The 26555-nt window shown below is 70.1% G+C and carries 21 protein-coding genes, 1 tRNA gene and 6 pseudogenes; 12 read left to right on the top strand and 16 right to left on the bottom strand.

Annotated features, from left to right (window positions below):
* Positions 1-22 precede the first annotated feature (22 nt).
* On the top strand, positions 23-1807 hold the full coding sequence (locus D9753_RS05750; RefSeq protein WP_121786015.1) for a glycoside hydrolase family 6 protein: 1785 nt from the start codon (positions 23-25) through the stop codon (positions 1805-1807).
* A 198-nt stretch (positions 1808-2005) separates the two neighbouring features.
* Complete coding sequence (locus tag D9753_RS05745) at positions 2006-2923, top strand: class I SAM-dependent methyltransferase (protein WP_121786014.1); 918 nt, start codon at positions 2006-2008, stop codon at positions 2921-2923.
* Positions 2924-2945: 22 nt separating this feature from the next.
* Here the strand turns inward: D9753_RS05745 and D9753_RS05740 are convergent, their stop codons facing one another.
* A complete protein-coding gene (locus D9753_RS05740; RefSeq protein ID WP_121786013.1) occupies positions 2946-3641 on the bottom strand; it encodes a glycoside hydrolase family 75 protein in 696 nt (231 codons plus the stop codon).
* Between the two features lie 206 nt (positions 3642-3847).
* On the opposite strand from D9753_RS05740, the gene D9753_RS05735 reads away from it, so the two are divergent.
* Positions 3848-4459, top strand: a complete 612-nt coding sequence (locus D9753_RS05735; RefSeq protein WP_121786012.1) for a hypothetical protein — start codon at positions 3848-3850, stop codon at positions 4457-4459.
* Between the two features lie 126 nt (positions 4460-4585).
* On the opposite strand, the gene D9753_RS05730 is transcribed toward D9753_RS05735, so the two are convergent.
* The 3 genes and pseudogenes from D9753_RS05730 to D9753_RS05720 all read right to left on the bottom strand — a co-directional run bounded on the left by D9753_RS05730 (position 4586) and on the right by D9753_RS05720 (position 8701).
* On the bottom strand, positions 4586-5422 hold the full coding sequence (locus D9753_RS05730) for an aldo/keto reductase (protein ID WP_121786011.1): 837 nt from the start codon (positions 5420-5422) through the stop codon (positions 4586-4588).
* 125 nt (positions 5423-5547) lie between these two features.
* Positions 5548-7376 (bottom strand): annotated as a pseudogene (locus D9753_RS05725) (AMP-dependent synthetase/ligase).
* Between the two features lie 455 nt (positions 7377-7831).
* Positions 7832-8701, bottom strand: coding sequence for a LysR substrate-binding domain-containing protein (locus D9753_RS05720; RefSeq protein ID WP_121786010.1), 870 nt, complete (start codon positions 8699-8701; stop codon positions 7832-7834).
* A 147-nt stretch (positions 8702-8848) separates the two neighbouring features.
* On the opposite strand from D9753_RS05720, the gene D9753_RS05715 reads away from it, so the two are divergent.
* Complete coding sequence (locus D9753_RS05715; protein ID WP_121786009.1) at positions 8849-9889, top strand: bile acid:sodium symporter family protein; 1041 nt, start codon at positions 8849-8851, stop codon at positions 9887-9889.
* Here the strand turns inward: D9753_RS05715 and D9753_RS05710 are convergent.
* The 4 genes and pseudogenes from D9753_RS05710 to D9753_RS37655 form a co-directional block, all read right to left on the bottom strand.
* On the bottom strand, positions 9839-11716 hold the full coding sequence (locus tag D9753_RS05710) for a sialidase family protein (protein ID WP_121786008.1): 1878 nt from the start codon (positions 11714-11716) through the stop codon (positions 9839-9841). The genes D9753_RS05715 and D9753_RS05710 overlap by 51 nt on opposite strands.
* Positions 11717-11832: 116 nt before the next feature.
* Positions 11833-12157 (bottom strand): annotated as a pseudogene (locus D9753_RS05705) (zinc-binding dehydrogenase); the annotation flags it as partial.
* Positions 12158-12243: 86 nt separating this feature from the next.
* Positions 12244-13101 carry a formate dehydrogenase accessory sulfurtransferase FdhD gene (gene fdhD / locus D9753_RS05700; protein WP_121786007.1) on the bottom strand — a complete coding sequence of 286 codons (858 nt, stop codon included), beginning with the start codon at positions 13099-13101 and terminating at the stop codon, positions 12244-12246.
* Positions 13102-13118: 17 nt separating this feature from the next.
* Positions 13119-13220 (bottom strand): annotated as a pseudogene (locus D9753_RS37655) (2Fe-2S iron-sulfur cluster-binding protein); the annotation flags it as partial.
* A 181-nt stretch (positions 13221-13401) separates the two neighbouring features.
* Between D9753_RS37655 and D9753_RS05690 the strand changes: the two are divergent.
* Both D9753_RS05690 and D9753_RS05685 read left to right on the top strand, forming a co-directional pair.
* Positions 13402-14349: a beta-ketoacyl-ACP synthase III gene (locus D9753_RS05690; protein WP_121786006.1), complete on the top strand. Its 948-nt coding sequence runs from the start codon at positions 13402-13404 to the stop codon at positions 14347-14349.
* 190 nt (positions 14350-14539) lie between these two features.
* Positions 14540-14627, top strand: a tRNA-Leu gene (locus D9753_RS05685).
* Between the two features lie 312 nt (positions 14628-14939).
* Here the strand turns inward: D9753_RS05685 and D9753_RS05680 are convergent.
* A complete protein-coding gene (locus tag D9753_RS05680; RefSeq protein WP_121786005.1) occupies positions 14940-16676 on the bottom strand; it encodes a hypothetical protein in 1737 nt (578 codons plus the stop codon).
* A gap of 95 nt (positions 16677-16771) precedes the next feature.
* Complete coding sequence (locus tag D9753_RS05675; RefSeq protein WP_163010630.1) at positions 16772-17143, bottom strand: hypothetical protein; 372 nt, start codon at positions 17141-17143, stop codon at positions 16772-16774.
* A 177-nt stretch (positions 17144-17320) separates the two neighbouring features.
* Between D9753_RS05675 and D9753_RS37650 the strand changes: the two are divergent.
* From D9753_RS37650 to D9753_RS05650, 6 genes and pseudogenes are all read left to right on the top strand, one after another.
* A pseudogene (locus D9753_RS37650) lies at positions 17321-17509 on the top strand (ABC transporter ATP-binding protein); the annotation flags it as partial.
* Between the two features lie 18 nt (positions 17510-17527).
* On the top strand, positions 17528-17815 hold the full coding sequence (locus D9753_RS37645; RefSeq protein WP_240468527.1) for a hypothetical protein: 288 nt from the start codon (positions 17528-17530) through the stop codon (positions 17813-17815).
* Between the two features lie 10 nt (positions 17816-17825).
* Positions 17826-18803, top strand: coding sequence for an LLM class flavin-dependent oxidoreductase (locus D9753_RS05665; RefSeq protein WP_121786002.1), 978 nt, complete (start codon positions 17826-17828; stop codon positions 18801-18803).
* Between the two features lie 45 nt (positions 18804-18848).
* Positions 18849-20099 carry an erythromycin esterase family protein gene (locus D9753_RS05660; RefSeq protein WP_121790920.1) on the top strand — a complete coding sequence of 417 codons (1251 nt, stop codon included), beginning with the start codon at positions 18849-18851 and terminating at the stop codon, positions 20097-20099.
* Between the two features lie 415 nt (positions 20100-20514).
* Positions 20515-20721: pseudogene (locus D9753_RS05655) on the top strand (hypothetical protein); the annotation flags it as partial.
* 478 nt (positions 20722-21199) lie between these two features.
* Positions 21200-21490, top strand: coding sequence for a helix-turn-helix domain-containing protein (locus tag D9753_RS05650; protein ID WP_121786001.1), 291 nt, complete (start codon positions 21200-21202; stop codon positions 21488-21490).
* 31 nt (positions 21491-21521) lie between these two features.
* Here the strand turns inward: D9753_RS05650 and D9753_RS05645 are convergent, their stop codons facing one another.
* The 6 genes and pseudogenes from D9753_RS05645 to D9753_RS05620 all read right to left on the bottom strand — a co-directional run bounded on the left by D9753_RS05645 (position 21522) and on the right by D9753_RS05620 (position 26542).
* Positions 21522-22376 carry a hypothetical protein gene (locus D9753_RS05645; protein ID WP_121786000.1) on the bottom strand — a complete coding sequence of 285 codons (855 nt, stop codon included), beginning with the start codon at positions 22374-22376 and terminating at the stop codon, positions 21522-21524.
* On the bottom strand, positions 22357-23229 hold the full coding sequence (locus D9753_RS05640) for an aldo/keto reductase (protein WP_338057962.1): 873 nt from the start codon (positions 23227-23229) through the stop codon (positions 22357-22359). Before D9753_RS05640 ends, D9753_RS05645 begins: the two co-directional genes overlap by 20 nt.
* A 29-nt stretch (positions 23230-23258) precedes the next feature.
* Positions 23259-24445 (bottom strand): annotated as a pseudogene (locus D9753_RS05635) (cupin domain-containing protein).
* Between the two features lie 14 nt (positions 24446-24459).
* On the bottom strand, positions 24460-24594 hold the full coding sequence (locus D9753_RS38640; protein WP_276209419.1) for a hypothetical protein: 135 nt from the start codon (positions 24592-24594) through the stop codon (positions 24460-24462).
* A 519-nt stretch (positions 24595-25113) separates the two neighbouring features.
* Positions 25114-25922 (bottom strand): IS5 family transposase gene (locus tag D9753_RS05625; protein ID WP_240468051.1). Its coding sequence is split into 2 segments (ribosomal slippage): positions 25114-25602 and positions 25605-25922, totalling 807 coding nucleotides; the frame shifts between segments, so codons are not numbered across the junction.
* Between the two features lie 185 nt (positions 25923-26107).
* Positions 26108-26542 carry an Rrf2 family transcriptional regulator gene (locus D9753_RS05620; RefSeq protein WP_121785998.1) on the bottom strand — a complete coding sequence of 145 codons (435 nt, stop codon included), beginning with the start codon at positions 26540-26542 and terminating at the stop codon, positions 26108-26110.
* Positions 26543-26555 lie beyond the last annotated feature (13 nt).

Below are 26555 nucleotides of genomic sequence, written 5' to 3'. Positions count from 1 at the left end.
CCGAATAAGGAAACCCGCACCCATGAGTCGTACCCGAACAACACTGCTGGTGGCCCTCGGCCTGCTCGCCGGAGCCTCCGGGACGGCGTTCGCGGCCCTGCCGGCCGGTTCCGCCGACGCCGTCGCCGCCGCCATACCCTGCACCGTCGACTACAAGATCCAGAGCCAGTGGGACACCGGCTTCACCGCCGCCGTGACCGTCACCAACAACGCCGCGGCCAAGTCCGGTTGGGCGGTGAAGTGGTCGTACGGCGGCACCCAGAAAGTCACCAGCGGCTGGAACGCCAAGCTCACCCAGAGCGGCACCGCGGTCACCGCCGCCAACGAGAGCTACAACGGCAGCCTCGCGACCGGCGGTTCGGTCAGCTTCGGCTTCAACGGCACCTACAGCGGCACCAACTCCGTCCCCGCCACCTTCACGCTCGACGGCGTCACCTGCAACGTCGACGGTGGCGGCGGCACGGGCGGCGGTACCGGCGGCGGTACCGGTGGCGGTACCGGCGGGGACACCGGCGGCGGCACGGGCGGCGGAGGCGGCGGCGGTGACACCGGCAGCCGCGCCGACAACCCCTACACCGGCGCCAAGGTCTACGTGAACCCGGAGTGGTCCGCCAAGGCCGCCGCGGAACCGGGCGGCAGCCGCGTCGCCAACCAGCCCACCGCGGTCTGGCTCGACCGGATCGCCACCATCAACGGGGCCGGCGGCAGCATGGGCCTGCGCGCCCACCTGGACGAGGCCCTGAAGCAGAAGGGCTCCGGCAACCTCGTCGTCCAGCTCGTCATCTACGACCTCCCCGGCCGCGACTGCGCCGCCCTCGCCTCCAACGGCGAACTCGGCCCGAACGACATCGACAAGTACAAGTCGCAGTACATCGACCCGATCGCGTCCATCCTGGCCGACGCCAAGTACGCGGGCCTGCGCATCGCCACCGTCATCGAACCCGACTCGCTGCCCAACCTCATCACCAACGCCGGTGGCACCGCCGGCAGCACCGACGCCTGCGCGACCATGAAGTCCAACGGCAACTACGAGAAGGGCGTCAGCTACGCCCTGGACAAGCTGGGCGCCATCCCGAACGTCTACAACTACATCGACGCCGGCCACCACGGCTGGCTCGGCTGGGACACCAACCTCGGCCCCGCCGTCCAGGAGTTCTACAAGGTCGCCACGACCAACGGCGCCGGCGTGAACGACGTGACCGGCTTCATCGTCAACACCGCCAACTACAGCCCCACCAAGGAGCCGTACTTCAAGGTCACCGACAGCGTGAACGGGCAGACCGTGCGCCAGTCGAAGTGGGTGGACTGGAACCAGTACGTGGACGAGCAGTCCTTCGCCCAGGCGATGCGGGACAAGCTCGTCTCGGCCGGCTTCAACTCCGGTCTCGGCATGCTGATCGACACCTCCCGCAACGGCTGGGGCGGCGCCGCCCGGCCCACCAAGTCCGGCCCGCTGACCTCCGTCGACGACTACGTCAACGGCAGCCGGACCGACCGGCGCATCCACGTCGGCAACTGGTGCAACCAGAGCGGCGCGGGCCTCGGCGAACGGCCGATCGCGGCCCCCGCGGCCGGGATCGACGCCTACGTGTGGGTGAAGCCCCCGGGGGAGTCGGACGGAGCCAGCTCCGCCATCAACAACGACGAGGGCAAGGGCTTCGACCGGATGTGCGACCCCACCTACGGCGGCAACGGTCGCAACGGCAACAGCCCCACGGGCGCGCTGCCCAACTCGCCGCTGGCCGGGCACTGGTTCTCCGCCCAGTTCCAGCAGCTTATGCAGAACGCGTACCCGGCGCTTCCCTAGCCGGGTGAGGATCCGCCGGGGCCGGACCCCACCGGCCGGGCCCCGGCGGACCACGCCCCGAACCCCGTGTGCCGTCCCGGGGGCCATGGGTCTGGCCCTGCCGGGGCGCGCCCGGATTTTGCCGTACCGGCAACGCGGGTGGCCCTCGTCCGGTGTGCCGTCGCACGCTGACCGCATCCGGAAGAGAGGCTGACCACCATGGCGCACGACCACCACGACCACCACGACCACCCCGGCACCGCACACCAGCACAGCCACGGCCACGGGCACGGCACGGACATCGACTGGAACGAGCTGGGTTCGCTGCTGGAGACGCAGGCGGAACTGTTCACCCCCGTCTACGAGCAGGCCATGGCGTGGCTCGCCCAGGAAGTGACCGGGCCGGGCCTGATCGTGGACGCGGGCAGCGGCCCCGGGGTCGTCTCCTGTCTGTTCGCCGAGGCGTTCCCCGGCGCCCGCGTCGTCGCCGTCGACGGCACCGCGCCGCTGCTGGAGCGCGCCCGGGCCCGGGCCGACCGCCAGGGCGTCGCCGACCGCTTCGGCACCCTCGCCGGTGAACTGCCCGGCGTGCTCGCCGAGCTGGAGGGGCCGGCCGGCCTGCTGTGGGCCAGCCGCACCCTGCATCACCTCGGCGACCAGCGCGCCGGGCTCGCGGCGTTCGCCGGGCGGCTCGCCCCCGGCGGCACGCTGGCACTGCTCGAAGGCGGTCTGCCTTCCCGCTTCCTGCCCCGGGACATCGGCATCGGCCGTCCCGGGCTCGAGGCGCGGCTGGACGCGCTGGAGGCGGAGTGGTTCGCGCGGATGCGGGCCGACCTGCCCGGTTCGACCGCCGAGACCGAGGACTGGCCCGCCCTGCTGAGGGCCGCCGGTCTCGGCCGCACCCGCACCCGCACCTTCCTGCTCGACCTGCCCGCCCCCGCCGCCGGCCGGACCCGCGCCTACGCCGCCGCGCACCTGTCCCGGCTGCGTGAAGGCGTCGGCGACGCCCTCGACGCCGGGGACCGGGCCACCCTCGACCGGCTGCTCGACCCGTCCGACCCGGCGAGCGTGCACCTGCGGCCGGACCTGTTCGTCCTCGGCGCCTACACGGTGCACGTCGCGGTACGGCCGGCCTGACGGCTCGCCACCGGGGACGGTGTCAGTTGTTCGCGAGGAACTGCTGGGCGAGCTGGTTTCCCAGGGTGACCGCGGCGCTGTGGCTTTCGATGGGGGAGACCTTGGAGTTCTTGAACAGGATGTAGGTCACGCCCGATTCGGCGCCGCCGGTGGCCGGGTCGGGGTCGATGCCGAGCGCCTTGGCGGTGGCGTACGACGCCTCACCGATGATCTTCGTGGGGCCGGTGTCGCCGACTACGGCGTACTCGACCTTGTTGTTGTAGATGACGGCGACCACGCCGCCACCCTTGATGCCGGCGTTGGAGTAGTTCCAGATGCTGCTGGTGCTGGGCACGACGACGTACGGCAGCGTCTCCGCCTTCAGCGGCTTGCCGTCGGACTGGTGGAAGGCGGTGTCGTCCTGGTACCAGGGGTCGCGGTCCTCGTTGCAGTTGGCGGTGCGCTGGCCGTCGCAGTCGATGTCCAGGTCGGCCTTCCAGAACACCGCGCCGTTCTTGCCGCACACGGGGACCGTGGCCGACGTCTCCTCGTCGGTGCGATACTTGCCGTTGGAGACCTGCGAACAGGACGTCACCTTCGAGAGCAGGTCGGCGGCGCTGACCGTGCCCTCCTGAGCCGACCTGGGCGTGGGGGTGGCGGAGGCGTGCGCGGGCAGGAGTCCGGCGGCGAGCAGGGCGGTGCCGGAGGCCGCGGCGAGGGACAGGGTGCGTAGGCGCATGGGAGGGACCTTTCTGTTAGGAAAGTTTCCTTACCAGATGTCCTCCACCGTGCCCCGCCGCCATGCTCGCGTCAAGCTGCGGGGTGCGAACGGCTGAATCGTGCGCGTATTGCGGGGCTCTGCCACGCCCGTGAGACTGGAGAGGTCGGATGTGCCGTACCTGTCCGGCGGTGCCGGGCGGTCACAGTGTCCGGGAGGCGAGGCTCATGTTCGTGCGCACGGTGTACGCGACCGGCGATCCGGCACTGCTCGACTCGGCCGTACGGTCCCTGAACAGCCAGGGGCGGGACCTGCTGGAGGAACGCCCCGGGTACCGCGGCGCGAGCGTCTTCACGGACCGGGACCTCGGCAAGATCCTCACGGCGAGCTGGTGGGAGACCGAGGAGGCGCGCCGCAACAGCGACGAGGTGATGCGCGAGCGGCGGGCGGGACTCCTGGAGCCCTTCGCGGGGACGGTGGCGGTCGCCGGCTACGAGGCGGCGGTGGTCCACCACCTCGCACACCCCCTCCAGGGCGGCGGACTGCGTGTCACCCGGCTGGAGTTCGACCCCCCGGACGGGGACCTGGTCATCGACACCTTCCGGGCGACGGTGGTGCCGCGGGCCGAATCCCTGCCGGGGCTGGCCAGGATCACCCTGCTGATCGACCGCCTGAGGGGCCGCGGGATCGCCGGCGCCCTGTTCACCGACCGCGGCTGCCTGGCCGCCTCGCGCGCGGCCATGGCGAGCGCGCGCCACGCCGCGACGGCTAAGGCGCACGCGGACGTGGTCGGCCTGGAGGAGTTCGAGGTGACGTACGCGGACGTGCGCCTCGACTGAGCGCCCGAGCCGCCCGCCGTGCGGAACGGTGCTGCGCAGACGGCCGTGCGCCCCGCTGCTGCGCGGGGCGCACGGCCGCTGTGTGATCCGGTCCGGCGCCGGACCGGTCCGTTCGGATCCGGGGGATCAGGCCACGTCGAAGGCGGCCGGGTCGGGGCCCAGACGCCGGTCCTCGTCGAGGGCGCTGATCGCCGCGAGGTCCTCGTCGTCCAGCTCGAAGTCGAACACCTCGATGTTCTCCTTGATCCGGGACGGCGTCACCGACTTCGGGATGACGACGTTGCCGAGCTGCACGTGCCAGCGCAGCACGACCTGGGCCGGGGTGCGCTCGTGCTTGCGCGCGATGGCGACCACCGCCGGCACCTCCAGCAGGCCCTTGCCCTGGCCGAGCGGCGACCACGCCTCGGTGGCGATGCCGTGCTCCGCGTGGAACCCGCGGGCGGCCTCCTGCTGGAGGTGCGGGTGCAGCTCGATCTGGTTGACCGCCGGGACGACGGAGGTCTCGGAGATCAGCCGGCGCAGGTGCTCGGGCAGGAAGTTGGAGACGCCGATGGCGCGGACACGGCCGTCCGCGTGCAGCTTCTCGAACGCCTTGTACGTGTCGGTGTACTTGTCCCGGGAGGGCAGCGGCCAGTGGATCAGGTACAGGTCGACGTAGTCGAGACCCAGCTTCTCCAGCGACGCGTCGAAGGCGCGCAGCGTGGAGTCGTACCCCTGGTCGCTGTTCCAGAGCTTGGTGGTGACGAAGACGTCCTCACGGGGAAGGCCGGAGGCGGCGATGGCCTTGCCGGTGCCCTCTTCGTTGCCGTAGATCGCCGCGGTGTCGATACTGCGGTACCCGGCTTCGAGCGCCGTGGCGACGGCCCGCTCGGCCTCGTCGTCCGGCACCTGCCAGACGCCGAAGCCGAGCTGGGGCATCTCGACGCCGTTGTTGAGGATGATCGGGGGGACCTTGCTGCTCACGAGCCTCTTGATCCTTCGTTTGTCGACAGGTGGTACCGACATGCTCAACGATCACGGGCCGCCGTGCATTCCTGACCACGCGATCCGATCCGATCCATGTCACGCGTCACACCGCGAACGGCGCCTCACGACTGGTACAGCGCCTCGACCTCGCGTGCGTACGCCTTCTCGATCGCCTTGCGCTTCAACTTCAGCGACGGCGTCAGCAGGCCGTGCTCCTCGGTGAACGGCTGGGCCAGGATGCGGAAGGTGCGGATCGACTCGGCCTGGGAGACGAGCGTGTTCGCGGCGACCACCGCCCGCCGCACCTCGGCCTCCAGGTCCGGGTCGCGCACCAGCTCGGCCGGGACCGGTCTCGGCTTGTTGCGCATCTGGAGCCAGTGGGCGACCGCCTCCTGGTCGAGTGTGACCAGGGCGGCGATGTACGGGCGGTCGTTGCCGACGACGATGCACTGGCTGACCAGCGGATGGTCGCGGACCCGTTCCTCCAGCGCGCCCGGGGAGACGCTCTTGCCGCCGGAGGTCACCAGGATCTCCTTCTTGCGGCCGGTGATGGTCAGATAGCCGTCCCCGTCCAGGGCACCGATGTCCCCGGGTGGCCAGCCAGCCGTCGTGCAGGCTCTCGTCGGTGGCCTTCTGGTTGTTGAGGTAGCCCTGGAAGACGTTGCCGCCGTGCAGCCAGATCTCCCCGTCGTCGGCGATGTGCACGGTGACGCCCGGGACGGCCTGCCCGACGGTGCCGTAGCGGGTGCGCCCGGGCGGGTTGGCGGTCGCCGCGGCCGTCGACTCGGTCAGGCCGTAACCCTCGTAGATCTGCACGCCCGCGCCCGCGAAGAACAGTCCCAGCCGGCGGTCCATCGCCGATCCGCCGGACATCGCGTTGCGCAGCCGGCCGCCCATCGCGGCGCGGATCTTCGCGTACACCAGCTTGTCGTAGAGCTGGTGCTGCATCCGCAGCCCCGCCGACGGGCCGGGCCCGGTGCCCCAGGCCTTGGCCTCGACGGCCTCGGCGTAGTTCACGGCGATGTCGACGGCCTTCTCGAACGCCCCGGCCCGGCCGTCCTTCTCGGCCTTGCGGCGAGCCGCGCCGAACACCTTCTCGAAGATGTAGGGGGACCGCGAGGATGAACGTCGGGCGGAACGCGGCCAGGTCGGGCAGCAGGGCGGCGGCGTTCAACTGCGGCTGGTGCCCGAAGCGGACCCGGCCGCGGATCGCGGCGACCTCCACCATCCGCCCGAAGACGTGCGCCAGCGGCAGGAACAGCAGGGTCGACGCCTCGTCGCCCTTCTTCGAGTGGAACACCGGCTCCCACCGCCGGATGACGGTGTCCGCCTCGAACATGAAGTTGCCGTGCGAGAGGACACAGCCCTTGGGCCGGCCGGTGGTGCCCGAGGTGTAGATGACCGTGGCGACCGAGTCCGGGGTGACGGCCTGCCGGTGCCGGTGCACGACCTCGTCCTCCAGGTGCGCCCCGGCGTCGTACAGCTCCTGCACGCAGCCGGCGTCCAGTTGCCACAGCTCGCGCAGCCGGGGCAGCCGGCCGATGACCGTGGCGATGGTCATGGCGTGGTCCTCGTGCTCGACGACCGCCGCGGAGACCTCGGCGTCGTGCAGCATCCAGAAGCACTGCTCGGCCGAGGACGTCGGATAGACGGGCACGACCTGGGCGCCGATCGTCCACAGCGCGAAGTCGAACAGGGTCCACTCGTAGCGGGTGGGGGACATGATCGCGACGCGGTCGCCGAAGCGGACGCCACGGGCGAGGAGGCCCTTGGCGAGCGCCATGACCTCGTCGCGGAACCCGGCCGCGGTCACGTCCCGCCACTGCCCGGAGGCGTCCTTGCGGCCGAGGGCGATGTGCAGCGGGTCGGTCTCGGCATGCTCGAAGACGACGTCCGCCAGACCACCGGCCGGCACCGGCGACTCCAGCGGCGGGTTGGTGAACTCGCGCAACCTCGCTCCCCTGCGTCTCGCGCCTCAGTGGCGTTGGCCGGCACACCGCCGTCAGGCCGTGAAAGCTACCCCACCCGGCCGGTGTGCGGGAGGGGTACGGAAACGTAGCAAACCTCACGTTCTTCCCGGCCCGGGTTCGTGAAATGCCCGCACATGGGTAAGGGCCGGACACAATACTGACGGGTCAGTAAGTTTCGGTACCGTAATCTCCACCGAATCTGTACCGGCCGATTACGGCCCTGCGCGCGCCCGCGCGGCCCCGGGCCGGAGTCCGGGCATCCGGGAGCCCGGGCCTGGGCGGTCCGGAATCCCGTGCCCCTGTCCGCCGCGTCATGCAGTTGACGTACCCCCGGCCCCGCTGGCACCGACTCCCGCCGTCAGCCCTGTCGGCGCCGTCGGCCACGCCGCCGCGGAAGCCGGCCGCCACTCGGCTCCTCCACCCGCCCCCCGCCCCGTCACCCGCCCCGCCGCCGGAGTCGTTCTCCGCCTGCCAGGACCGCTGCCGCCAGGGCGTCGGCGGCGCCCTCGGTGGCGCCCCGGTGGCGGCCGTGGGCGAGGACGAAGTCGACCTTTCCCAGTTCGGGCAGGCCGGAGCGCTCGGGCAGCCGGAACAGGCCGGGCGGGATCAGCCGGCGGGAGTGGGCCATCACGCCGAGCCCGGCCCGGGCCGCGGCGATGAGCCCGTTGAGGCTGCCGCTGGTGCACACGATCCGCCACTGCCGGCCCTGCCGCTCCAGCACCTCCAGCGCTCGGGCCCGGGTGAGGCCGGGCGGCGGGTACACGATCAGCGGCACCGGCCGGTCGGGGTCCAGGCGCAGCCGCTCGGCGCCGATCCACACCAGGTCGTCGCGCCAGACCAGCGTGCCGCGGGAATCCTCCGGCCGCCGCTTGGCCAGCACCAGGTCCAGCTTCCCGGCGGCCAGCCGCTCGTGCAGGGTGCCGGACAGCTCCACCGTCAGCTCCAGGTCGACCTCCGGGTGGTCGTACCGGAAGGCCTCCAGGATCTCCGGAAGCCGGGTCAGCACGAAGTCCTCCGAGGCACCGAAACGCAGCCGGCCACGCACGCGCGTCCCGGTGAAGAACGCCGTCGCCTGCTCGTGCACCGCCAGGATCCGGCGGGCGAACCCCAGCATCGCCTCGCCGTCCCCGGTCAGCTCCACCGCGTGGGTGTCCCGCGAGAACAGCAGCCGGCCGGCCGCGTCCTCCAGCCGGCGCACATGCTGGCTGACCGTGGACTGGCGCAGCCCGAGCCGCCGGGCCGCCTGCGTGAAGCTCAACGTCTGGGCGACCGCCAGGAAGGTGCGCAACTGCGTCGGTTCGTACACACCCCCAGCCTAGGCCCGGTCATCGCGAATCATGATGACTGTCAGAGTGGTGTGCGGGTTTCCCGATCGTCCGCCGGAGAGGCACGATGGATGAGGGGCCCCGCGGGCCCGGGACCGGACGACACACGCACAGCACATCGGAGCACCGTGAAACGCCTGCGCTGGCCGACCTGGATGCCGATCGACCCGTACATCGTGCTGCTGCTCGGGACGGTGGGCCTCGCCGCGCTGCTCCCGGCCCGCGGCACCGGCGCGGACGTCGCCTCGGGCGCCTCCACGGCCGCGATCGCCTTCCTGTTCTTCCTCTACGGCGCCCGGCTGTCCACCCGGGAGGCGCTGGCCGGACTCACCCACTGGCGGTTCCACCTCACCGTCCTGGCCTGCACCTTCATCGTCTTCCCGGTGTTCGGGCTCGCCGCGCGCGGGCTCGTGCCGGCCGTGCTGACCCAGCCGCTCTACCAGGGCCTGCTGTTCCTGACGCTGGTGCCGTCCACGATCCAGTCGTCGATCGCGTTCACCTCCATGGCCCGCGGCAACGTGCCCGCGGCGATCTGCGCCGGCTCCTTCTCCTCCCTCGCCGGCATCGTCCTGACCCCGCTGCTCGTGGCCGGACTGCTCGGCGGCGAGGCCGGTTTCTCCGCCGACTCCCTGGTGAAGATCGTGGGCCAGTTGCTGGTGCCGTTCCTCGCCGGGCAACTGCTGCGGCGCTGGGTGGGGGACTTCATCGCCCGGCACAGGAGGGTCCTCGGACTCGTCGACCGCGGCTCCATCCTGCTGGTCGTGTACACCGCGTTCAGCGAGGGCGTGAACCAGGGCGTCTGGCACCAGGTCAGCGCCGTACGGCTGGCCGGCCTGCTCGCCGTGGAGGCCGTCCTGCTGGCCGTGATGCTGGCCCTGACCTGGTACGGCGGCCGGGCGCTCGGTTTCGGCCGCGAGGACCGGATCGCCCTCCAGTTCGCCGGGTCGAAGAAGTCCCTCGCCTCCGGGCTGCCCATGGCGAGCGTCCTGTTCGGCGCCCACGCCTCGCTGGCCGTCCTGCCGCTGATGCTGTTCCACCAGATGCAGCTAATGGTGTGCGCCGTCGTCGCCAAGCGCCGGGCCCGCGATCCGGAGGTGGGCGCGGACCCGGCCGGTCAGTCAGCCGTCCACGGCGTCCAGGGGCAGCCACACGACGGTGTCCTGCGCTGACCGGAGCACCCGCGGATCGGACAGTTCCGTGTCGGTGAGTGCCCGGTCCCAGACGCGCACCTCGTCCAGCGCGCCGGTGAAGAAGGCGCGGCCGTCCATGCGCTGACCGACGTGGACGCCGAAGGGCGAGTTGCGGCTGACGGAACCCGGTGGGCCGGTGACGTCCGACCGGGCGCCGTCGACGGACAGCGACAGCCGGCCGGCTCCCCGGCGGAGTACGGCGTGGTGCCACTGGCCGTCGTTGTACGCGGTGTCCGTGCGCACGTACGCGGTCTGCGGCGCACCGGACCCGTCCCGCACGGTGATCAGCCCCTGGAGGCGGTGGTTCGCCGGTTCCCCGCGCAGCCACACCTGCGGCTGGCCGGTGCCGATGCCGCCCATCCACAGCATCGGCTGCTCCCCGGTCGTCGCCGCGTACCGGAACCACAGCGACGCCGTGAAGTCCCTCCCGCCCAGCGGCAGTTCCGGGCGGTACGGCAGGCGTACGGCGTCGTCGGTGCCGTCGAACTCCAGTGCGTCCCCGGACACCCCGTCCGTCTCCTCCGCGTCGCCGAGCACCGCGGCCGGGCGGGCGTGCCGGGCGCGGTCGGCGGTGACCGGATCGGGACCGCGGCGCGGCGTGAGCCAGTCCTCGGTGAAGCGGGCGAAACGGATCTCGTCCCGCGCGTCCACCGCGCCGCCCTCGTACAGCAGACCGACCGTCCCGGGATCGACGCGCACCAGGTCGGAGTAGCCGGACCAGTCCGTGGTGACCACCGTGCCGCGGTCCACGGCGTCCCAGGTCCGGCCGCCGTCGTAGGAGGAGCGGATCATCATCGTGCGGCGCCGGTCGGGATCGGCGGGGCAGGCGAGCAGCAGGCGGTCGCCCAGGCGCAGCAGCGAGCCCTGCACCTGCGGGGTGTACAGGCCGGGCAGGGGGCGGAAGGGCGCGGTGAAGCCGCCGCCGCCGTCGCGGCTGACGGCCTGCGTACGGTGGCCGAGGTCGGTGCCGTCCTGTTCCCGGCCGCTGACCAGGATCGAACCGTCCCCGCGCTCCGCCAGGGTGAGTTCGGAGGGCTTCTGCCGGAAGGTGCCGTCGGCGGCGACGGGCCAGGTGTCGGTGGCGCCGATCCGCCAGTGCCCCCCGTGGTCGTCGCTCACGATCAGTGCCGCGTGGTTGGCGCTCACCCCGCTGCCGTCCCACGTCTCGGTGTTGACCCCGAACACCAGGCGCCCCGCGTACCGGCCGTGGGTGAGCTGGATGCCGTGCACGGGCCCGGTGGCGTACCAGGAGTTCCAGTCGGCGGGCAGGATCTCCGGGCTCAGGTCGCGCGGCGGCGACCAGGTACCGCCGTTGTCGTCGCTGTACCGCAGATGGGGGGTGCGATCGCACGGCACCGAGCAACTGGCGCTGTCCGTACGGCCCGTGTTGTACGTCTCCGCCAGCCAGACACGGCCGGTCGAGCGGTCCACGACCGGCGCGGGGTTGCCGTGGGTGTCGCCGGCGCCTTCGTCGACCACCTGCAACTGGCCCCAGGTGCGCCCGCCGTCGGTGGACCGCTTGAGCACGATGTCGATGTCGGCCGCGTCCCCGCAGTTGAGGACCCGGCCCTCGGCGAACGCCAGCAGTGTGCCGTCGGCCGCCCGCACGACCGCCGGGATACGGAAGCAGGCGTACCCGGGGTCCTGGGAGGCCCGGAACAGCACTTGCTGCTCGAACTGTGGAGCGCCGCCGGCCGGTCGCGCCTGCGCCGGATGGGCCGGGAGGAGTGGGGTCAGCAGCGCGCCCGTGGTGAGGACGGCGGTGGCCAGTGCGGATCTGAGACGGGTGCGAAGACCTGACGGCACGGAGCGACCTGCCCTTCGTCGGCCGGACAACCGGACGTCCGGACATCCTACGTCCGATGTCCGTTCCTCCGACGGTAGTTGGGGGGTGCGGCGCCTCACAAGAAGCGTGCGGGCACTTACGGGCGCAGGACGACCTCGCCGAGGCTGGCCCGGGTGGTGATCACCTCGTGCGCCTTCGCCGCGTCCGCCCGGGCGAGCTCCCCGTGCACGGCGGGCCGCACGGCGCCCTCCGCGTACAGCCGCCACAGCTCCCACCGCCACCGTTCGTACACCTCGGGCCGGCCTCGGGCGATCAGCGCCATCTGGAAGCCGATCACCGACTTGGCCCCGACCAGCAGGTCGTACGCCCGGACGATACCGCCGCCCGAGCTGTACGCGACCAGGCGGCCGTGGGGGGGCAAGTGCGGCGAGGGCGGGGGTGAGCAGGTCACCGCCCACGGAAGGCACCGGTGCACCGGACCGGTACCGGGGCAGCGGCTCAGGCACTGGCATCGGCACCTGGGCACCGGGCCGGGGTCGGCGCGCGATCAGCCTTGGGGGGCGGTCTCGGTCTCCCCTAGCACGATGCGGTCCTCGCCCGCGTACACGTTCATCGAGCTGCCCCGCAGGAAGCCGACCAGCGTCAGGCCGGTCTCCGCCGCCAGGTCCACCGCCAGCGAGGACGGCGCCGACACGGCCGCCAGCACCGGAATGCCCGCCATCACCGCCTTCTGCGCCAGCTCGAACGAGGCCCGGCCCGACACCATGAGGATCGTCCGGGACAGCGGCAGACCACCGTGCTGGAGCGCCCGGCCGACCAGCTTGTCGACCGCGTTGTGCCGGCCCACGTCCTCCCGGGTGTCCAGCAGCTCCCCGTCCTCGCCGAACAGGGCCGCCGCGTGCAGGCCGCCGGTCCGGTCGAACACGCGCTGGGCCGTGCGCAGCCGGTCGGGAAGGCCGGCCAGCAGCTCGGGCGTGACGCGCAGCGGGGGAGTGTCGGCGATCGGCCAGCGCGTGGTCGTACGGACCGCGTCCAGGCCGGCCTTGCCGCACAGTCCGCACGAGGACGAGGTGTAGACGTTCCGCTCCAGACGGAAGTCCGGGAGGGTGACGTCCGGCGCGGTCCTCACGTCGACCACGTTGTAGGTGTTCGCGCCACCGTCTCCGGTGGCCCCCGCGCAGTAGACGATGTTCTGGAGGTCGGCCGCCGTGGCCAGGACGCCCTCGCTCACCAGGAACCCCGCCGCCAGCGCGAAGTCGTCACCCGGGGTGCGCATGGTGATGGCGAGGGGCTTGCCGTTCAGCCGGATCTCCAGGGGCTCCTCGGCGACGAGCGTGTCCGGCCGGGCGGACACCTCCCCGTCCCGGATGCGGAGGACCCTGCGTCGTTCCGTGACTCGTCCCATGTTCTGATCAGCCCCGGGTTCGGTACGTGGTGGCCGGAACGGCCCTTGATGCAGCCGTGGGTCACCGGGCCGTCGTACGGCGAGGCGACCTGCACCGTCTCATTGTCCTGCACGGGGAGGGCGGGCGTGCGGCCCGCTCCCGGGACCGGGAAGTGAGGCGGCGCTCGCCCGCACGTCCGACGGTCTGACCGGAGCCGACAATCCCGGCGCGCGATTCCTGTGACTTCACCTGCCGTCGTACCCGTGAGTCACTGCTCAGACTGGAGGATCCCGCTACCCGGCAACGAGGGGATCCCCTGCATGAACGGCTCGCGCATCGCCGCCATCGGTCACTACCAGCCCGCCAAGGTGCTCACCAACGACGATCTGGCAGGCATGGTCGACACCGGTGACGAGTGGATCCGCAGCCGGGTCGGCATCCGCACCCGGCACATCGCCGGCCCCGACGAACCCGTCGACGAACTCGCCGCGCACGCCGCCGCCAAGGCGCTCGCCGCGGCCGGCCTGGCGCCCCACGACATCGACCTGGTCCTCGTCGCCACCTCCACCGCGATCGACCGCTCCCCGAACACCGCCGCCCGCGTCGCGGCCCGGCTCGGCATCCCGCGGCCCGCCGCGATGGACGTGAACGTGGTGTGCGCCGGGTTCACCCACGCGCTGGCCACCGCCGACCACACCGTGCGGGCCGGCGCGGCCACCCGCGCCCTGGTCGTCGGCGCCGACAAGATGTCCGACGTCACCGACTGGACCGACCGCAGCACCTGCGTCCTCGTCGGCGACGGCGCGGGGGCCGCCGTGGTCGAGGCCTGCCGGCCGGGGGAGGAGCCGGGGATCGGGCCCGTGCTGTGGGGGTCGGTGCCGGAGATGGGCCACGCCGTACGGATCGAGGGCACGCCGCCGCGGTTCGCCCAGGAGGGGCAGAGCGTCTACCGGTGGGCCACCACCCGCCTGCCGGCCATCGCCCGCCAGGCCTGCGAGAAGGCCGGGATGGCACCCGAGGATCTGGCCGGGGTCGTCCTGCACCAGGCCAACCTGCGGATCATCGAGCCGCTGGCCCGGAAGATCGGCGCCGTCAACGCGGTGGTCGCCCGCGATGTCACCGAGTCCGGGAACACGTCGGCCGCCAGCATCCCGCTCGCCTTCTCCAAACTGGCCGAACAGGGAGCGCTCCGCACGGGCGACCCGGTGCTGCTGTTCGGCTTCGGCGGCAATCTGTCGTACGCCGGCCAGGTCGTACGCTGCCCGTAAGCCCCCGGCTCGCGCCGTCACCCTCACGTGCCGTGCACGCGATCTCGCGCGCCGTGCACCGTCGCCGATCCACCGCCACCCGGGCCTCCGCACACCGCCCGGCGTGCGGATACGCAGGTGAAACGCACTCCGAAACCTTGGTATTGTTGTCCATGTCGCCGCGGGGAACACACGTGGCGGCAAACACCTGGTCCGGGTGGCGGAATGGCAGACGCGCTAGCTTGAGGTGCTAGTGCCCTTTATCGGGCGTGGGGGTTCAAGTCCCCCCTCGGACACCAGCACAGGGACGTTCACGAGATCGTCCTGAAGCGTTCACGAATTACCGGTCGAGTCATGTGACTCACCGGTTTTTCGTCGTTCCTGCGGCCTTCGAGCCTCGTGATCGGCTCGGTGAGGGGGTGGGGCGGTGGCGGTCCAGGTACTGCGCCTCTCACCCGCGGAAACAGGACATGCCTGCGCGACGGCTGGTAGCCGTGGCGCAGGCATGTGGGGTTTTCAGGGGGTGGAGCGCAGCGGGGGTGTGTCACTCGCGTGGCGGAAGCTCGACCTGCTCGGTCGAAAGCGGTCGCGCCCGGCGTGGATCGGAGGGCTCACTGAGTGGGGTTGCGGCGCTCTGCGTGCTGGCTCTGCGGGGCTGGATGCCCTGGTCGCGGAGGAACCGTCGGATGGCTCTGAGGTTCGCCACGAAGATGATGACGGCATTGAGCAGGGTCTGCGCGACGCGTCCGTGCGGCAGGCGGAGCTGGGGATTGTCGATGCTGTCGAGGGCGGACTTCTTGAGGTTGCCGTTGCCGCCCTCGTTCTGACTGCGCAGTCCGGACCAGGCTTCCTGCCACAGAGGGGTGAACAGGGGGTATTTCTGCCGCCACTTGGCCAACACGGTGCCCGGGACGGTGATGCTCTTCCCCCCTGCAGATGTCGGGGTAGACGGGGGTGTCCCGCTTGGGCCTGGGGATGGTGGGCAGGGCTGCCGCGGTGCGCACGGTGGGGGCGTCGAGGTCGACGACGGTGGACGGGCGTGGCTGGGGCCGGCGGTAGCAGGTGACCGTGGCGTGGGACCCGAGGGCGGGGCACTGTCGACGCTGGTCCCCTGCGGGCCCGTACTCCTTGATCCTGGCCTGGTAGTCCTTCCGGGACTGGATCAGGTTGAGTGCGTGGGCGCGGTCCTCGTCCGTGCGGCTGTCGATGTATGTGGCCCCCGCGGTGACGAGCGGGGTGGGCATCAGCGGGCAGTAGAACTCGCCGCCGACCAGCTGCATGCCGCGGAACTCTCCCTGCCGGTCGACCTTGTCGTCGTTGTAGTGCTTCACCGCGTTGAGACCGAGTTTCAGCAGCTGCAGATGCAGGTTGTGAGGCTTGGCCTGGGTGATGCCCCGGTCGGCGCAGAACAGGTCTTTGACCAGGCCTCGTTCGAACGCCGGCTGGATGGCGCGCAGGGCGGCCGGGCCGGGTTCGGTGCCCGGGGTGTGAAGGATCATGCCGAGGCAGACCGCCGGGTAGGCGCCAGCGAGGTCGCCATGGCCATGGCCCGGGAACGCGGCCATCATGGCGTAGCGGAACTCTCTCTTCTCCTGCGCCTTGGCCTTCTTCTCCTGTGCCGACTTGGTCTTGCGAGTCGCTGGCTTGTTCGCCGTGCCGCGCCGGGTGCCAGTGTTCGTGGAGGCCGCAGCTTTGCCGCTGGGCCCCGACTTCTTCTGCGTTCCTCCCTTCACGTACATCCCGGCGGTGATCTCAAGCGAGGCCCGGTCCTGGTGGTAGTCCGGCTCTTTGCCCCAGACCGGAACCGGAGTGTCGTCGACCGCGATGTGGCCAGGCCACCGAGCGAAGTCGCCGCGCCGGTAGGAAGCCATCACCGGAGCGAGAATCAGATCCTGGGGGATGGCCTCCAGGTTACGCACGGTGTCCTGGTTGTCGCGGGCATTCCACTTCCGTCGGATCTTCTTGGCCTCGCTGAGAGACAGCCGCTTGCGGCGGTCGTGCGGTGCAGGGTCGAGGCGCCGGGTCATCGAGGACCAGGACCGGTAGACGCGCTTCGACGTCGCGTACTGGTGGTGCGCGACGCGGTCGATTTCTTCTCGGGTTGCGCCCTCGCGGATGTGCAGGTCGACGTTGGGGACGTCAAGGAGGGCTTTGGACCCTGGAGACAAGGCGAAGAAGAGCGTCTCCCATGCGTCGTTGATGTTCGTGCTCTTGCCCATGTACTGCGACAAGATCAGGCCGATCAGCACTGTGCGGAGCGGGAAGCCCTTCGGGCCCGGCCGGTGCTCGTTGGAGGGAAGGCGTTCCAGTACTCCGCTGTGGCGCACGAGGTCGAAGACCTGCCTCACAACTCGGTCGCTGAGGGTACGGCCGGGGGCCTGCGGTGCAGGGCGTAAAGCGAGGCCGGTACGCCGGCAAGGTTTGTCTTCCGGGTTCTTCCTGCTCATGCCGACCCCCGCAACAGCTCGGATGCCTCCGCTTCGGGCACGTCGTGGAGGAAGACGAGGTAGCGCGAGAGGCTGTGCAGGGTCCCGAGTCCCGACGCTTTGAGGATCACCTTCAGCGGAATACCTGCATTCGGCAGTTCGACGAGCCAGGTCGTACGCAGCCGCTGGGTCTGCAGCACTGCACCGTCACAACGGCCGATGATCCGCGGGTACCTGGCCAGCCAGTCCGATGCGATGTGCTTGCTGGTGCGGTCCTGCCAGTCCGGCCGGAAGGCGTACGCGTCTGCCGGGATGTGGGCGGCTTCCGCCAGCAGCAGTTCCTCGTAGGCGTACCGGCATACGACAGTGTGCGGACGGCGCCCGTGCACCTTGACCAGTGCCCGGCCGGTGGGGCCCGCGAGGATATCCCGCCCCTGAACGTACACAAGATCCTCAACGGCGAGCCCGCAGCCGGCGCCGAGACAGAACAGCAGGCAGGCGTTGCGCCGTTGGGCCAGTGTGGGCAGGCTCTGCGCCCAGATCAGCCAGTAGGCGATTTCCCCGAGATGTCCGTCCGCGACAACAGCGGCTTCGGTCGCATCGAGGCGATGGACGACGACGAGCGCATCCGGGCCGCAGCCATGGCCGGAGGGGTCGACACCGTGGTGTCCGACCTTCCGGACCGGTACGACACCATGCTCGGCCGGCACTTCGAGGAGGGCCGGCAACTGTCGGGCGGTCAATGGCAGAAGGTGGCTCTGAGTCGGGCCTTCATGCGTAGGGCTCCGGTGGTGGTGCTCGACGAACCGACGTCGGCCATCGACGCCGAGGCCGAGTCCGAGATCTTCGGCCGACTTCGTGACATCGCGGCGGAGGCCACCTCGCTCATCATCGCGCACCGGTTCGCCACGGTGCGCATCGCCGACCGGATCGTGGTCCTCGATCAGGGCAGGGTGGTCGAGGAAGGGAGTCACGAGGACCTGCTGAGCGCCGACGGAATGTACGCCCATCTGTTCAACCTGCAGGCAGCGGGATATCTCGGCGAACCCGCCTCTCAGTGAAGGCCAGTTCATGGAAACATCGCTCATCGTTCCGGTCATGCCCACGGACCCCTCCGACGCGGTTCCCTTCGCGGAACTCGTTAGGAGCGAGGACATGCCGCGGTTGTGGCAGGGCCAGTCCGTCACCATCGAAACCCATCAGATGTTCGCCTACCTCGCGGGCATGGGATTCCGAATCCTGTTCGGCACGGCCGTCACCTTGATGCCTTTGCGTCACCCCATGGAAGCAGCGGCGCACGCCCGGTCCCTGGCCCGTCTGACCGGCAGGCGGGTGACGCTGGGATTGGGCCCGGGATCCCCCGACTTCGTGGCGAGTCTGTGCGGAAAGCCGTACGACAGCCCGAAAGCCGCGTGTGCCGACTATCTCCGACAGGTGCGCGACTTTCTCACCGAGCAGCGGCACGAAGCGCCCGAGGCCGGTTGGCCGGCATCGGACCTGCCGGATCTCGGTCATGCCGGTGTGGATATCGGCCTCGGAGTCCTCCGCCCTGCACTCGCCCGTCTCGCGGGCGAGACGGCCGATGTGGCGATCACCTGGATGACGCCGCCAGGGTACCTGGCGCGTGATGTGGTGCCGGCTCTCCGGCGCGGCGCCCAGGCGGCGGGCCGCCACGTCCCGCGCCTGGTCACCGTCGTACATGTCGCCGTCGACCGCCACGGGCGCGATCCCCGCCAACTCGCCTACGCAGCCGCCCACACACACCTGGGCGCCCCGCACTACACGGACATGCTCAGGCGCGCGGGGCTGCGGGTGCACCCGTCACAGCCCTATCTCAACGCATGTGCCTTGGTCGACTCGGGAACCTTCGCGTACGGCACCCCGCGGGAAGTGGCCGGCGCACTGGCCGAATACGCCCGAGTGGGCGTGGACGAAGTGGTCCTCAACTGCGCAGGTGTAGGTCTCGCGCATGGCTGGAATGCGGCCCTGGAGGACCTGGCGGAACTCTCGGCCGAAATGCGTGCGGTCCGTTCGGGCGTGATCGCATAGAGGCTAGGCTCACCGTGTCGAGAGGTGACGCGAAAGGAAATGGCGATGACCAAGGAAGTGCAACGCTGGCTGAAAGAGAACGCCTTGCCATTGAAAGGCCTGCACCCCGAGGCCTCGGACCCGGGCTACGGTGACCTAGAGCCACTGCGCAAGGTTCTGCGCGACGTACGTGTTCTGGGGATGGGGGAAGCGACGCACGGGACAGCCGAGTTCTTCCGCCTCAAACACCTGTTACTGCGCTTCCTCGTCGAGGAGATGGGGTTCACCGCTCTGGCCATGGAGGCCAGCGCCTCCGCTGCCCAGGCGGTCGACGACTACGTGCTGCACGGAACCGGTGATGCCGTCGACGCAGTGGCCGGCCTCGGCTTCTGGACGTGGCGGACCCGGGAAATGCTCGACGTCGTCGAGTGGATGCGCGACCACAACCGAACGGTTCCCCAGGACCGGGCCGTGCGTTTCGTTGGCATCGACCCCCAGCGATGCGGCCCCTCCCTGGCGGCGCTGGGCGCCGTGCTGCGCACGCTGGCTCCAGAACGGGCGGACATCACCGGCGGCGTGCTCGGCGCACTGGCGGAGGCCAGGACGGGATCACTGGTGGCCCAGCGCCCACAGCTCCTTGCCGAGGCACGTGACCTGGAGCGATTCCTCCAGGAAGAGCGTCCGCGGCTTGCCTCGCACATCGGGGACACGGCCGTCGATCAGGCACTCAGGCATGCGCGCCTGATCGTGGCCGCGGCCGACGTGGCCTCCCGGCCGCCGCGCGGAGACGGCGAGGAGACGGGCGCGCTGGCCGCCCGGGACCGCCACATGGCCCAGGCAGTGGTCTCCCTGGAGGAGGGGACTGCCGGCAAGGTGGCCGTCTGGGCTCACAACGGCCATGTCTGCACCGACCGTTACGCGCGAGACATCCCCGCCATGGGCCATCACCTCAGGGATCACTACGGTGAGAGGTACTACGCCCTGGGCCTGCTGTTCGGCGAGGGCGCCTTCCGCGCCCGTCCCGGAAACTCCGCGACACGACCGCCCAGGAAGCACACCATCAGCGCGGCGGGTCCGCGCTCCGTCGAGGCCCAGCTGGCCTCGGTCACCTCCGAGGACCACCTGATCGATCTCCGCGCCGGCCGGACCGAGCCCGCCGTTGCCGAGTGGCTGGAGAGCCAGCAGTTCATGAGGTCCTTCGGCGCTGGCGTGCCACGCGTGACGTACCGCTTCTCGATGACTCAGACGGTGCTCATGCGTGAGTACGACGGATTGGCGTACGTGGCCCGCTCGACGCCCTCGGTGCTACTGAGCTGAGACCCAACACAGCTGTCCGGACCGCAGCCCACATTGATAGCCCTGACCGGGCACAGCAACTCCTACGTGACGGTCTTGCCACGAGGCAGGGAACAGCCGTTGATGCCGGGCCGAAGTGTGCTGGTACGTCGGTGTCGCAGTGGGTCGACGGTGGATCGCGTTGTTCGGCTGGACCTCGCGCTTGTAGTCCGGAATCGCGGTAGGAGTGCCAGACGTACTCGTGGACGGTCATCGGCGTGGCCGCGGCGGGGCACCGCCCTCATGGGCCTATCTACGCAGAAGGACAGTTTGCACCCTGCATGTAACCATCCTGTCTGGCGTGGCAACTCGCTTGCCGCCGAAGCAGTCACATGAATAGCATCCCGTTCACTATCGCGAACTTAATGTTGCTTCGGCACATCGGGGGCCTGGCGTGGTCCTGGAACGCTTGTCGGCGCTGGAACTGGCAGGTCCGCAAGGTCTGCGGCCCGTCTTTGAAGTCGATTGCCTGATGCGCGCGGCAAACCGGATTCGCAAGCTGGGCGACGGCGTCATGGTCAACAGCCGCACGATAGCCGTGGCGATTGAGATTGCCTGCAACAAGGACGACTCCGTGGTCGTGGTCCCTGCGCTGTCCCCGTAAGCGTAGGCGCGCTCGCACTCACGTGGTGCCTGGTGCGGGTTGCCCGAAACCTCGAACGCGATGATGGCCTACGGCCACGCGGTCGACGTAACTGAGGGTGATGCCGGCCTTTGCGATCGGCCTAGCTTGGTCCACAGTGCAATCGCGCATGGGACTCTCCAGCTCATGCTGCCTGTGCGAGCTGTGAGACGCAGAGAGTGCCTGCATGGCATATGCTCGGGGGATGATCTTGGGACTCGCGGGAACCTCAACATCAATTAGCCCTATCGGGGCTGGTCAAGGATCTCGTGAACGTCCCACCAGCAGAGACCCCAGTTCACCTGGGGTCTTTCTGTTTCTCCGGCTGTGGCGTGACCAACCACGTGACCAACAGCCAAGCGAACTTCCTGGTCAGACCAGGGATGACAGGCCGAGTCGGCTGGCGCTCGAAGCGGCCAGCTTCTTCGCTCCCTCAGCGCGGCGCCTGCCGTACCGCGCCATGGCCATCTCCGGCCCCTTGCAGGGGGTGTACGACCCGAACGGGGCGGGCGCCATCGTGTTCGCCGTCCTGGCCGTGGCCGCCGAGGTGGAGCGGGAAGGCGTCCGGGAGAAGACGTTGGAAGGGCTGGACACTGCGGCCCGCAAGGGCAACCAGGGTGGACGCCCCTCCGTTGTGGACGACGACAAGCTAGCCGTAGCCCGTGCCAGGCACGCCAAGGGAGAGAGCGTAACAGCCATCGCTAAGGCCCTTGGAATCTCCCGAGCCACCCTTGTACCGGCACATCGGTGAGAGCGCCTGAGGCGGGCGCACAGGGACGAAGTCAGGCACTCACCTCGGAGTGTACCGGGGCGGGTGGGCGAACACCGGTGAGGGCTTCCGCGCGGGCGACAAGCCGTGGTGCAAGGTCGGGGTACCAGCCACGGGCTACGGCTTGCAGCATCTCGGCCAGGGCCGAGAGTTCCCCGATTCGGCCGGCCGGGGTGTCGAGGGTCGGCGCGAACTCCTTGCGGATGCGGGCGGCTACGTCGGGAACAAGCAGGCTGTTGGTGTGGAGGAGTCCCGCGTCATAGCCGAAGGGCACCCGTCCCCACCGCTCCCAGTCCAGCAGGCACAGGGGCGCGGCGGTGAGGTTGCCCCAGTGCAAGTCACCGTGACCGGTCACCCGCTCCACCCTGGCGGGGGCCGGGATGCCGAGGAACTGGGGGAAGGCCCGTTCGACCCACCCGTCCCGCACGGTTGCCTTCACTCCCTCCGCTTCAGCGAGGAGGGCAAGGGCTTGGCGAAGGTCCGCCCACCACTCGTCGGGCAACCCCGGGTCGTGGTCGATGTCGGCCCGGTCGGGGGACACGATGGGTTGCGTGAGGTAGTCCAGGACTTCCGACTCGAAGGCCCACTCGCCGTCAGCCCAGTCATGCACCGCGTACAGGTGGGGGCGGGGCACGCCGTCGGGCACCAGCTCCGAGGCGCCGACGATGCCTTCCTTCGCCTTCCTGCCCGCGTTCCTCTTCGCCGTCCGGCTGACCCGTAGCCACCGGTCCCCCGCTCGGCGTCCGAGAGTGACACCAAGGAAGCCCCACGCCAGCGGCCCCGTGCAGGTGAGGCCCAGTGCCTTGGCCGCCCGGTCGTGGGCGGCCTCCATCAGGGCCTGCACCTCCTCATCCATCGGCGAGTTCATCCGTCACCCTCCTGAGTTCCTGGGCCGTCAGCGGCGCAGCCAGAGCCTTGGCCGCATCGTCCCAGTGCTCGCGGATGCTCGCGGAGGTGAGGACGACATCGAGGCCAGGGCACGAGCCAGCGGCCAGCAGGGCAGCGGCTGCGGCCGACAGGCCGGGGCGGATGAGGTTCACCAGTTCGGGTGTCATGGCGTCAATGAGTCCGCCCCCGTGCAGGGGAGCAGAGCCGAACGTGATCACCCCCGCGTCCTTCGCCTGCACCAGTGGTCCGCCGCCGTTCAGGGCCTGTGTGATCGGGGCATCCATGATCAAGCTGACGGGCATCTGCAAGGCCGTGAAGTGATGCTCAGCGGAACCGACCGCCTGCCGGGCGAGCGTGAGCAACTCGGGCACGCTGAGCGCTCCGGAGGTCAGGCCCGACCAGGTGGCGACGCCGTACCCGCCGATCCGACCCGCATGGGCGAACTCCTCCAGCGCTGTGAAGGCTTCCCGTACACGCCCGTGCAGAACGGCACGGTCAAGGCCGTGCCCGTGGTGCTCGGGGTTGTGCACGAACACAAGGTCCACGCGCCCGAGCGCGGCCAAGGATCGCTTCGTCTGCCAGCGGACGAAGCCCCGTTCAAGGCTGTGCCTACCGGCCGCCTCCTCCCGGGTGAGCACGCCCTCAGTCAGGGCGGTGCGGCCTTGCTCCGCCGTGAAGAACCCCGTCTTCGTGGCTACCCGCACGGTGGGGTACTCCCCGATAACCGGGCGCAGTTCCTCATGCGCCAGACCACGGGCGTAGTTCGGGGCCGTGTCCACCCAGGGACTACCGGCGGCCAGGGCGGTGCGTGCTGCTTGACTGACGGCACGCACGCGGTATGTCCCCAGGCAGAGAGCGGCGGTCACAGCGCCGTCCCCACGACTGCGACGGCGTGGCCGTCGATGAGGACGGAGACCAGTTCGGCCACCTCCTTGACCTCCAGTCCGGCGGAGTCGGCGAGTTCGCCGAGCGTGGTCGGCTGGTTGGTCAGCAGCGTGCCCAGCGCGGGCGCGACGGACTCGGCGAAGTCCCAAGCGGTACCGGCCGCCGCGAAGGTGACCGTGCCCTGTTCGCGGTTCGCCGTCAGGCGGCCCCTCGGAGTGGTGAGCTTGACCGTGATCTCCCCCCGTGCGGGGAGGCCGTCCACGTATGGCAGGGACGGAATCGCGTGGCCCAGGTCCGTCGTGTCGATCGACTCTGCCCACCGCTCCACGAGGCGGGGGTCCGCCATCATGTCGGCCACTTCACGGCGTACGCCGTCGGTGAAGCCCGACTGTTCCGCCAGCGAGCCGAAGCGCGGGATGTCCCTGCGGAGCGCGAGGGACGCCCGGAGTTGGTCGACGACCCAGAGCATCAGGTCAGCGCCCGTGTGCGGGACCATCCCGAACGTGAGGTGAAGGGATTCTGTCCCCTGGTCAGCGGTGACCGAGTGCCACCAGCCGCGCGGCAGGTAGAGCACGTCACCCGAGACAGAACGAGGTCCGCCACCGGGTCGCCCTCCGGCTCCTCCGGCGACTCCACGTCCCGGAAGGTGGGCGCTTCACGGGTCATCCCCCACAGGCGCCACCGCTTCGAGCCGTGCAGTTGGACCACGACCACATCGTGGTCGTCCCAGTGCCGGCCGAAGCCCTCCCGCTCGGTCCACGAGGCGTACACGTTGGCCTGCACCGAAGTCCCGAGGAAGCGTTCCAGTCCCTCCGCAGCCGCCCCCACGGCGGGGTGGATCTTCTCCACCGCGTCCAGGAATAGCGACGCCCCGTCCCTAAGCTGGGCGTGGAAGTCGGACGGCTGGATGAGGGACCAGGTGACCGCGCGGCGGTTCGTGGTCGGGATTGCGTAGCGGTGGAGCGGGACCATCTCGCCGTCGACCGACAGGCGCAGCCGGGGCGGCTCCAGTCGCTGCGTGGCGATGATCCGGTTCAGGTCATCCCAGGAGAACAGCTTTGCCGTGTCGGCGACTCCGGGGAAGTGTGCGTAGGAGCGGTGGTACGTCTGGGCGAGGAACCTGTCCCCGCCCAGACGTACCACCCACGAGGCTGCATCAAGCAACGTGGGCGCTCCCGTCAGTCGTTGCCGTCGGAACGGCCACTGCTGACGTCAGACTCCTGCTCGGCACGGGTGCGCGCGGCTACGATCTTCCGCTTCGCGACGAGCAGGCCACCCCCCTCGGGGACCACCGAGCTGGTGTTCTCTTCCACTGTCGGACTACCTCTCTTCTCGGGGAACTCCCGCCGGGAATCCGGCAGGAAGCAAAGGGGGACAGCGACGAGTGCTGCGGTTACCGGAATGCCAGGGTTCCAGCGAGAACCAGGGCACAGCCGCCGAGGATCGCAGCCAGGTAGAGCGGCCCCGCGTACCGGCCAAAGTGGCGCAGCACCCAATGGCCAAGCCACGCATCACGTCGCCTTCGGCTCCACCGCCACGGGGCGGAGAGATCTGGCAGACAACGAACTGCGGCCCGTGCACCGAGGGCACCCGCACGGCGGGTACTTGGTCGGCGAACCCAGGATCACCGCCTTGCCCGGGTCCACCTGCACCTCACGAACCGGGCCGTACGTCAGGCCGCCGTCGTAGAACACCCGCAGAGTCATGCGCCCCGTCACGAGCGCACACCACCATCAGGGCCGAACGTCCGCCGGTACTCCAGCCCCCGACCTACGCCGTAACGCACCCGCTCTTCGTTTCGCTCGGTCGCTGTCATAGAGCTCGTAACACGATCATGGGCGGACCTTCTTGAGGCGTCTCCAGCAGATGAGGCTACAGGCCAACGAGACGAAAGCATCGTGGAGTTCGGTTCGGCGTTCCCAACGGACGGCAAGGCGTTTGAACTGGTGGAGCAGGGCGAAGGTCTGCTCGACGACGTAGCGGAGCTTGCCCAAGCCCTTGACGTTCGGGGCGCCCTTGCGGGAGATGACCGGCAAGATCCGCCGCTTGCGCAGCTCTCGGCGGTTGGGGTTGGAGTCGTAGCCCTTGTCACCGAGGAGCGAGTCGGGGCGGCGGCGCGGGCGCCCGCGCCGTCCGGCCACGGGCGGGATGCCGTCGACCAGGGCGAGGGTCTGGGTGACGTCGTTGACGTTGGCCGCGGTGGTGATGACCTTGAGCGGGGTGCCGCGTCCGTCGCAGATCAGGTGGTGCTTGCTACCCGTCTTCCGTCGGTCGACCGGTGACGGACCAGTGTCGGCGCCCCCTTTTTCGCGCGGATGTGGGAGCCGTCCACGCACGCGCGGGACCAGTCGAGTTCGCCGGCCGCGTTCAGCTCGGCGAGCAGGATGCGGTGCAGTTGGTCGAAGACCCCGGCCTGCTGCCACCGCTCCAGGCGCCGCCAACAGGTCTGCCCGGAACCGAATCCCAGCTCCAGCGGCAGGAGTTGCCAGGCTATGTCGTTGTGCAGGACGTACAGGATGCCCTGCAGACACAGCCGGTCCGCCACCGGCCGTGGGCCCGGCGACTTCTCCGGCCAGGGCGGCAGCAGCGGCTCGATCAGCGCCCACAAGTCGTCGTCCACGATCCATGGCCGGGTGCTCACATCCTCCCGAACGGCGGAATCGTCACATCGGTCACGCCGGACCAGGGCACTGCAACAAGATCAAGTTACGAGCTCGTAGGACACGGTCTGATACCGCAACTGTCTTCGGCGTGACTGGTTGCCAGGCTGTTCGCCGGCCTGGGCTTAGATAGGGATCTTGGTGATGTCAGGGCGTAACGGAGAGGCTAGCGAGGTGCCGCGAGTACGTCCCGGAGTACGTTCGCGAGCGTGACGCGGGCCAGCTCGTGTCTCACAGTCTCCTCGATGCCCTCGTAGATGCTCTGCATTGCCGGCTGGATGCCGTGACCCACCACGCATCCCTGGTCCGGGGTGGTGCGGTGCATTGCGAACAGCGGGCCGGGTTCCACTGCCTCGTACACGTCGAGCAGGGTCATCGACTCCAGCTCGCGTGCCAGCGACCAGCCCGCGCCCACGCCCCGCCGGGACTCTACGAGCCCGGCCCTGCGCAGCTCGCCGAGCAGCCGTCTGATCACCACGGGGTTGGTGTTCGCGCTGGTCGCGATCTGCTCGGAGGTGGCGACCTCATGGCCCTGGCGCTGATAGAGGCCGATCCAGGCCAGCGCGTGGGCCGCGATGGTCAGCCTGCTGTTGGCGCTCATGGACTCCTCCTCT

This window comes from Streptomyces dangxiongensis (assembly GCF_003675325.1).
GTDB classification, from domain to species: Bacteria; Actinomycetota; Actinomycetes; order Streptomycetales; family Streptomycetaceae; genus Streptomyces; species Streptomyces dangxiongensis.
This window is presented reverse-complemented; position numbering and strand designations above follow the sequence as displayed.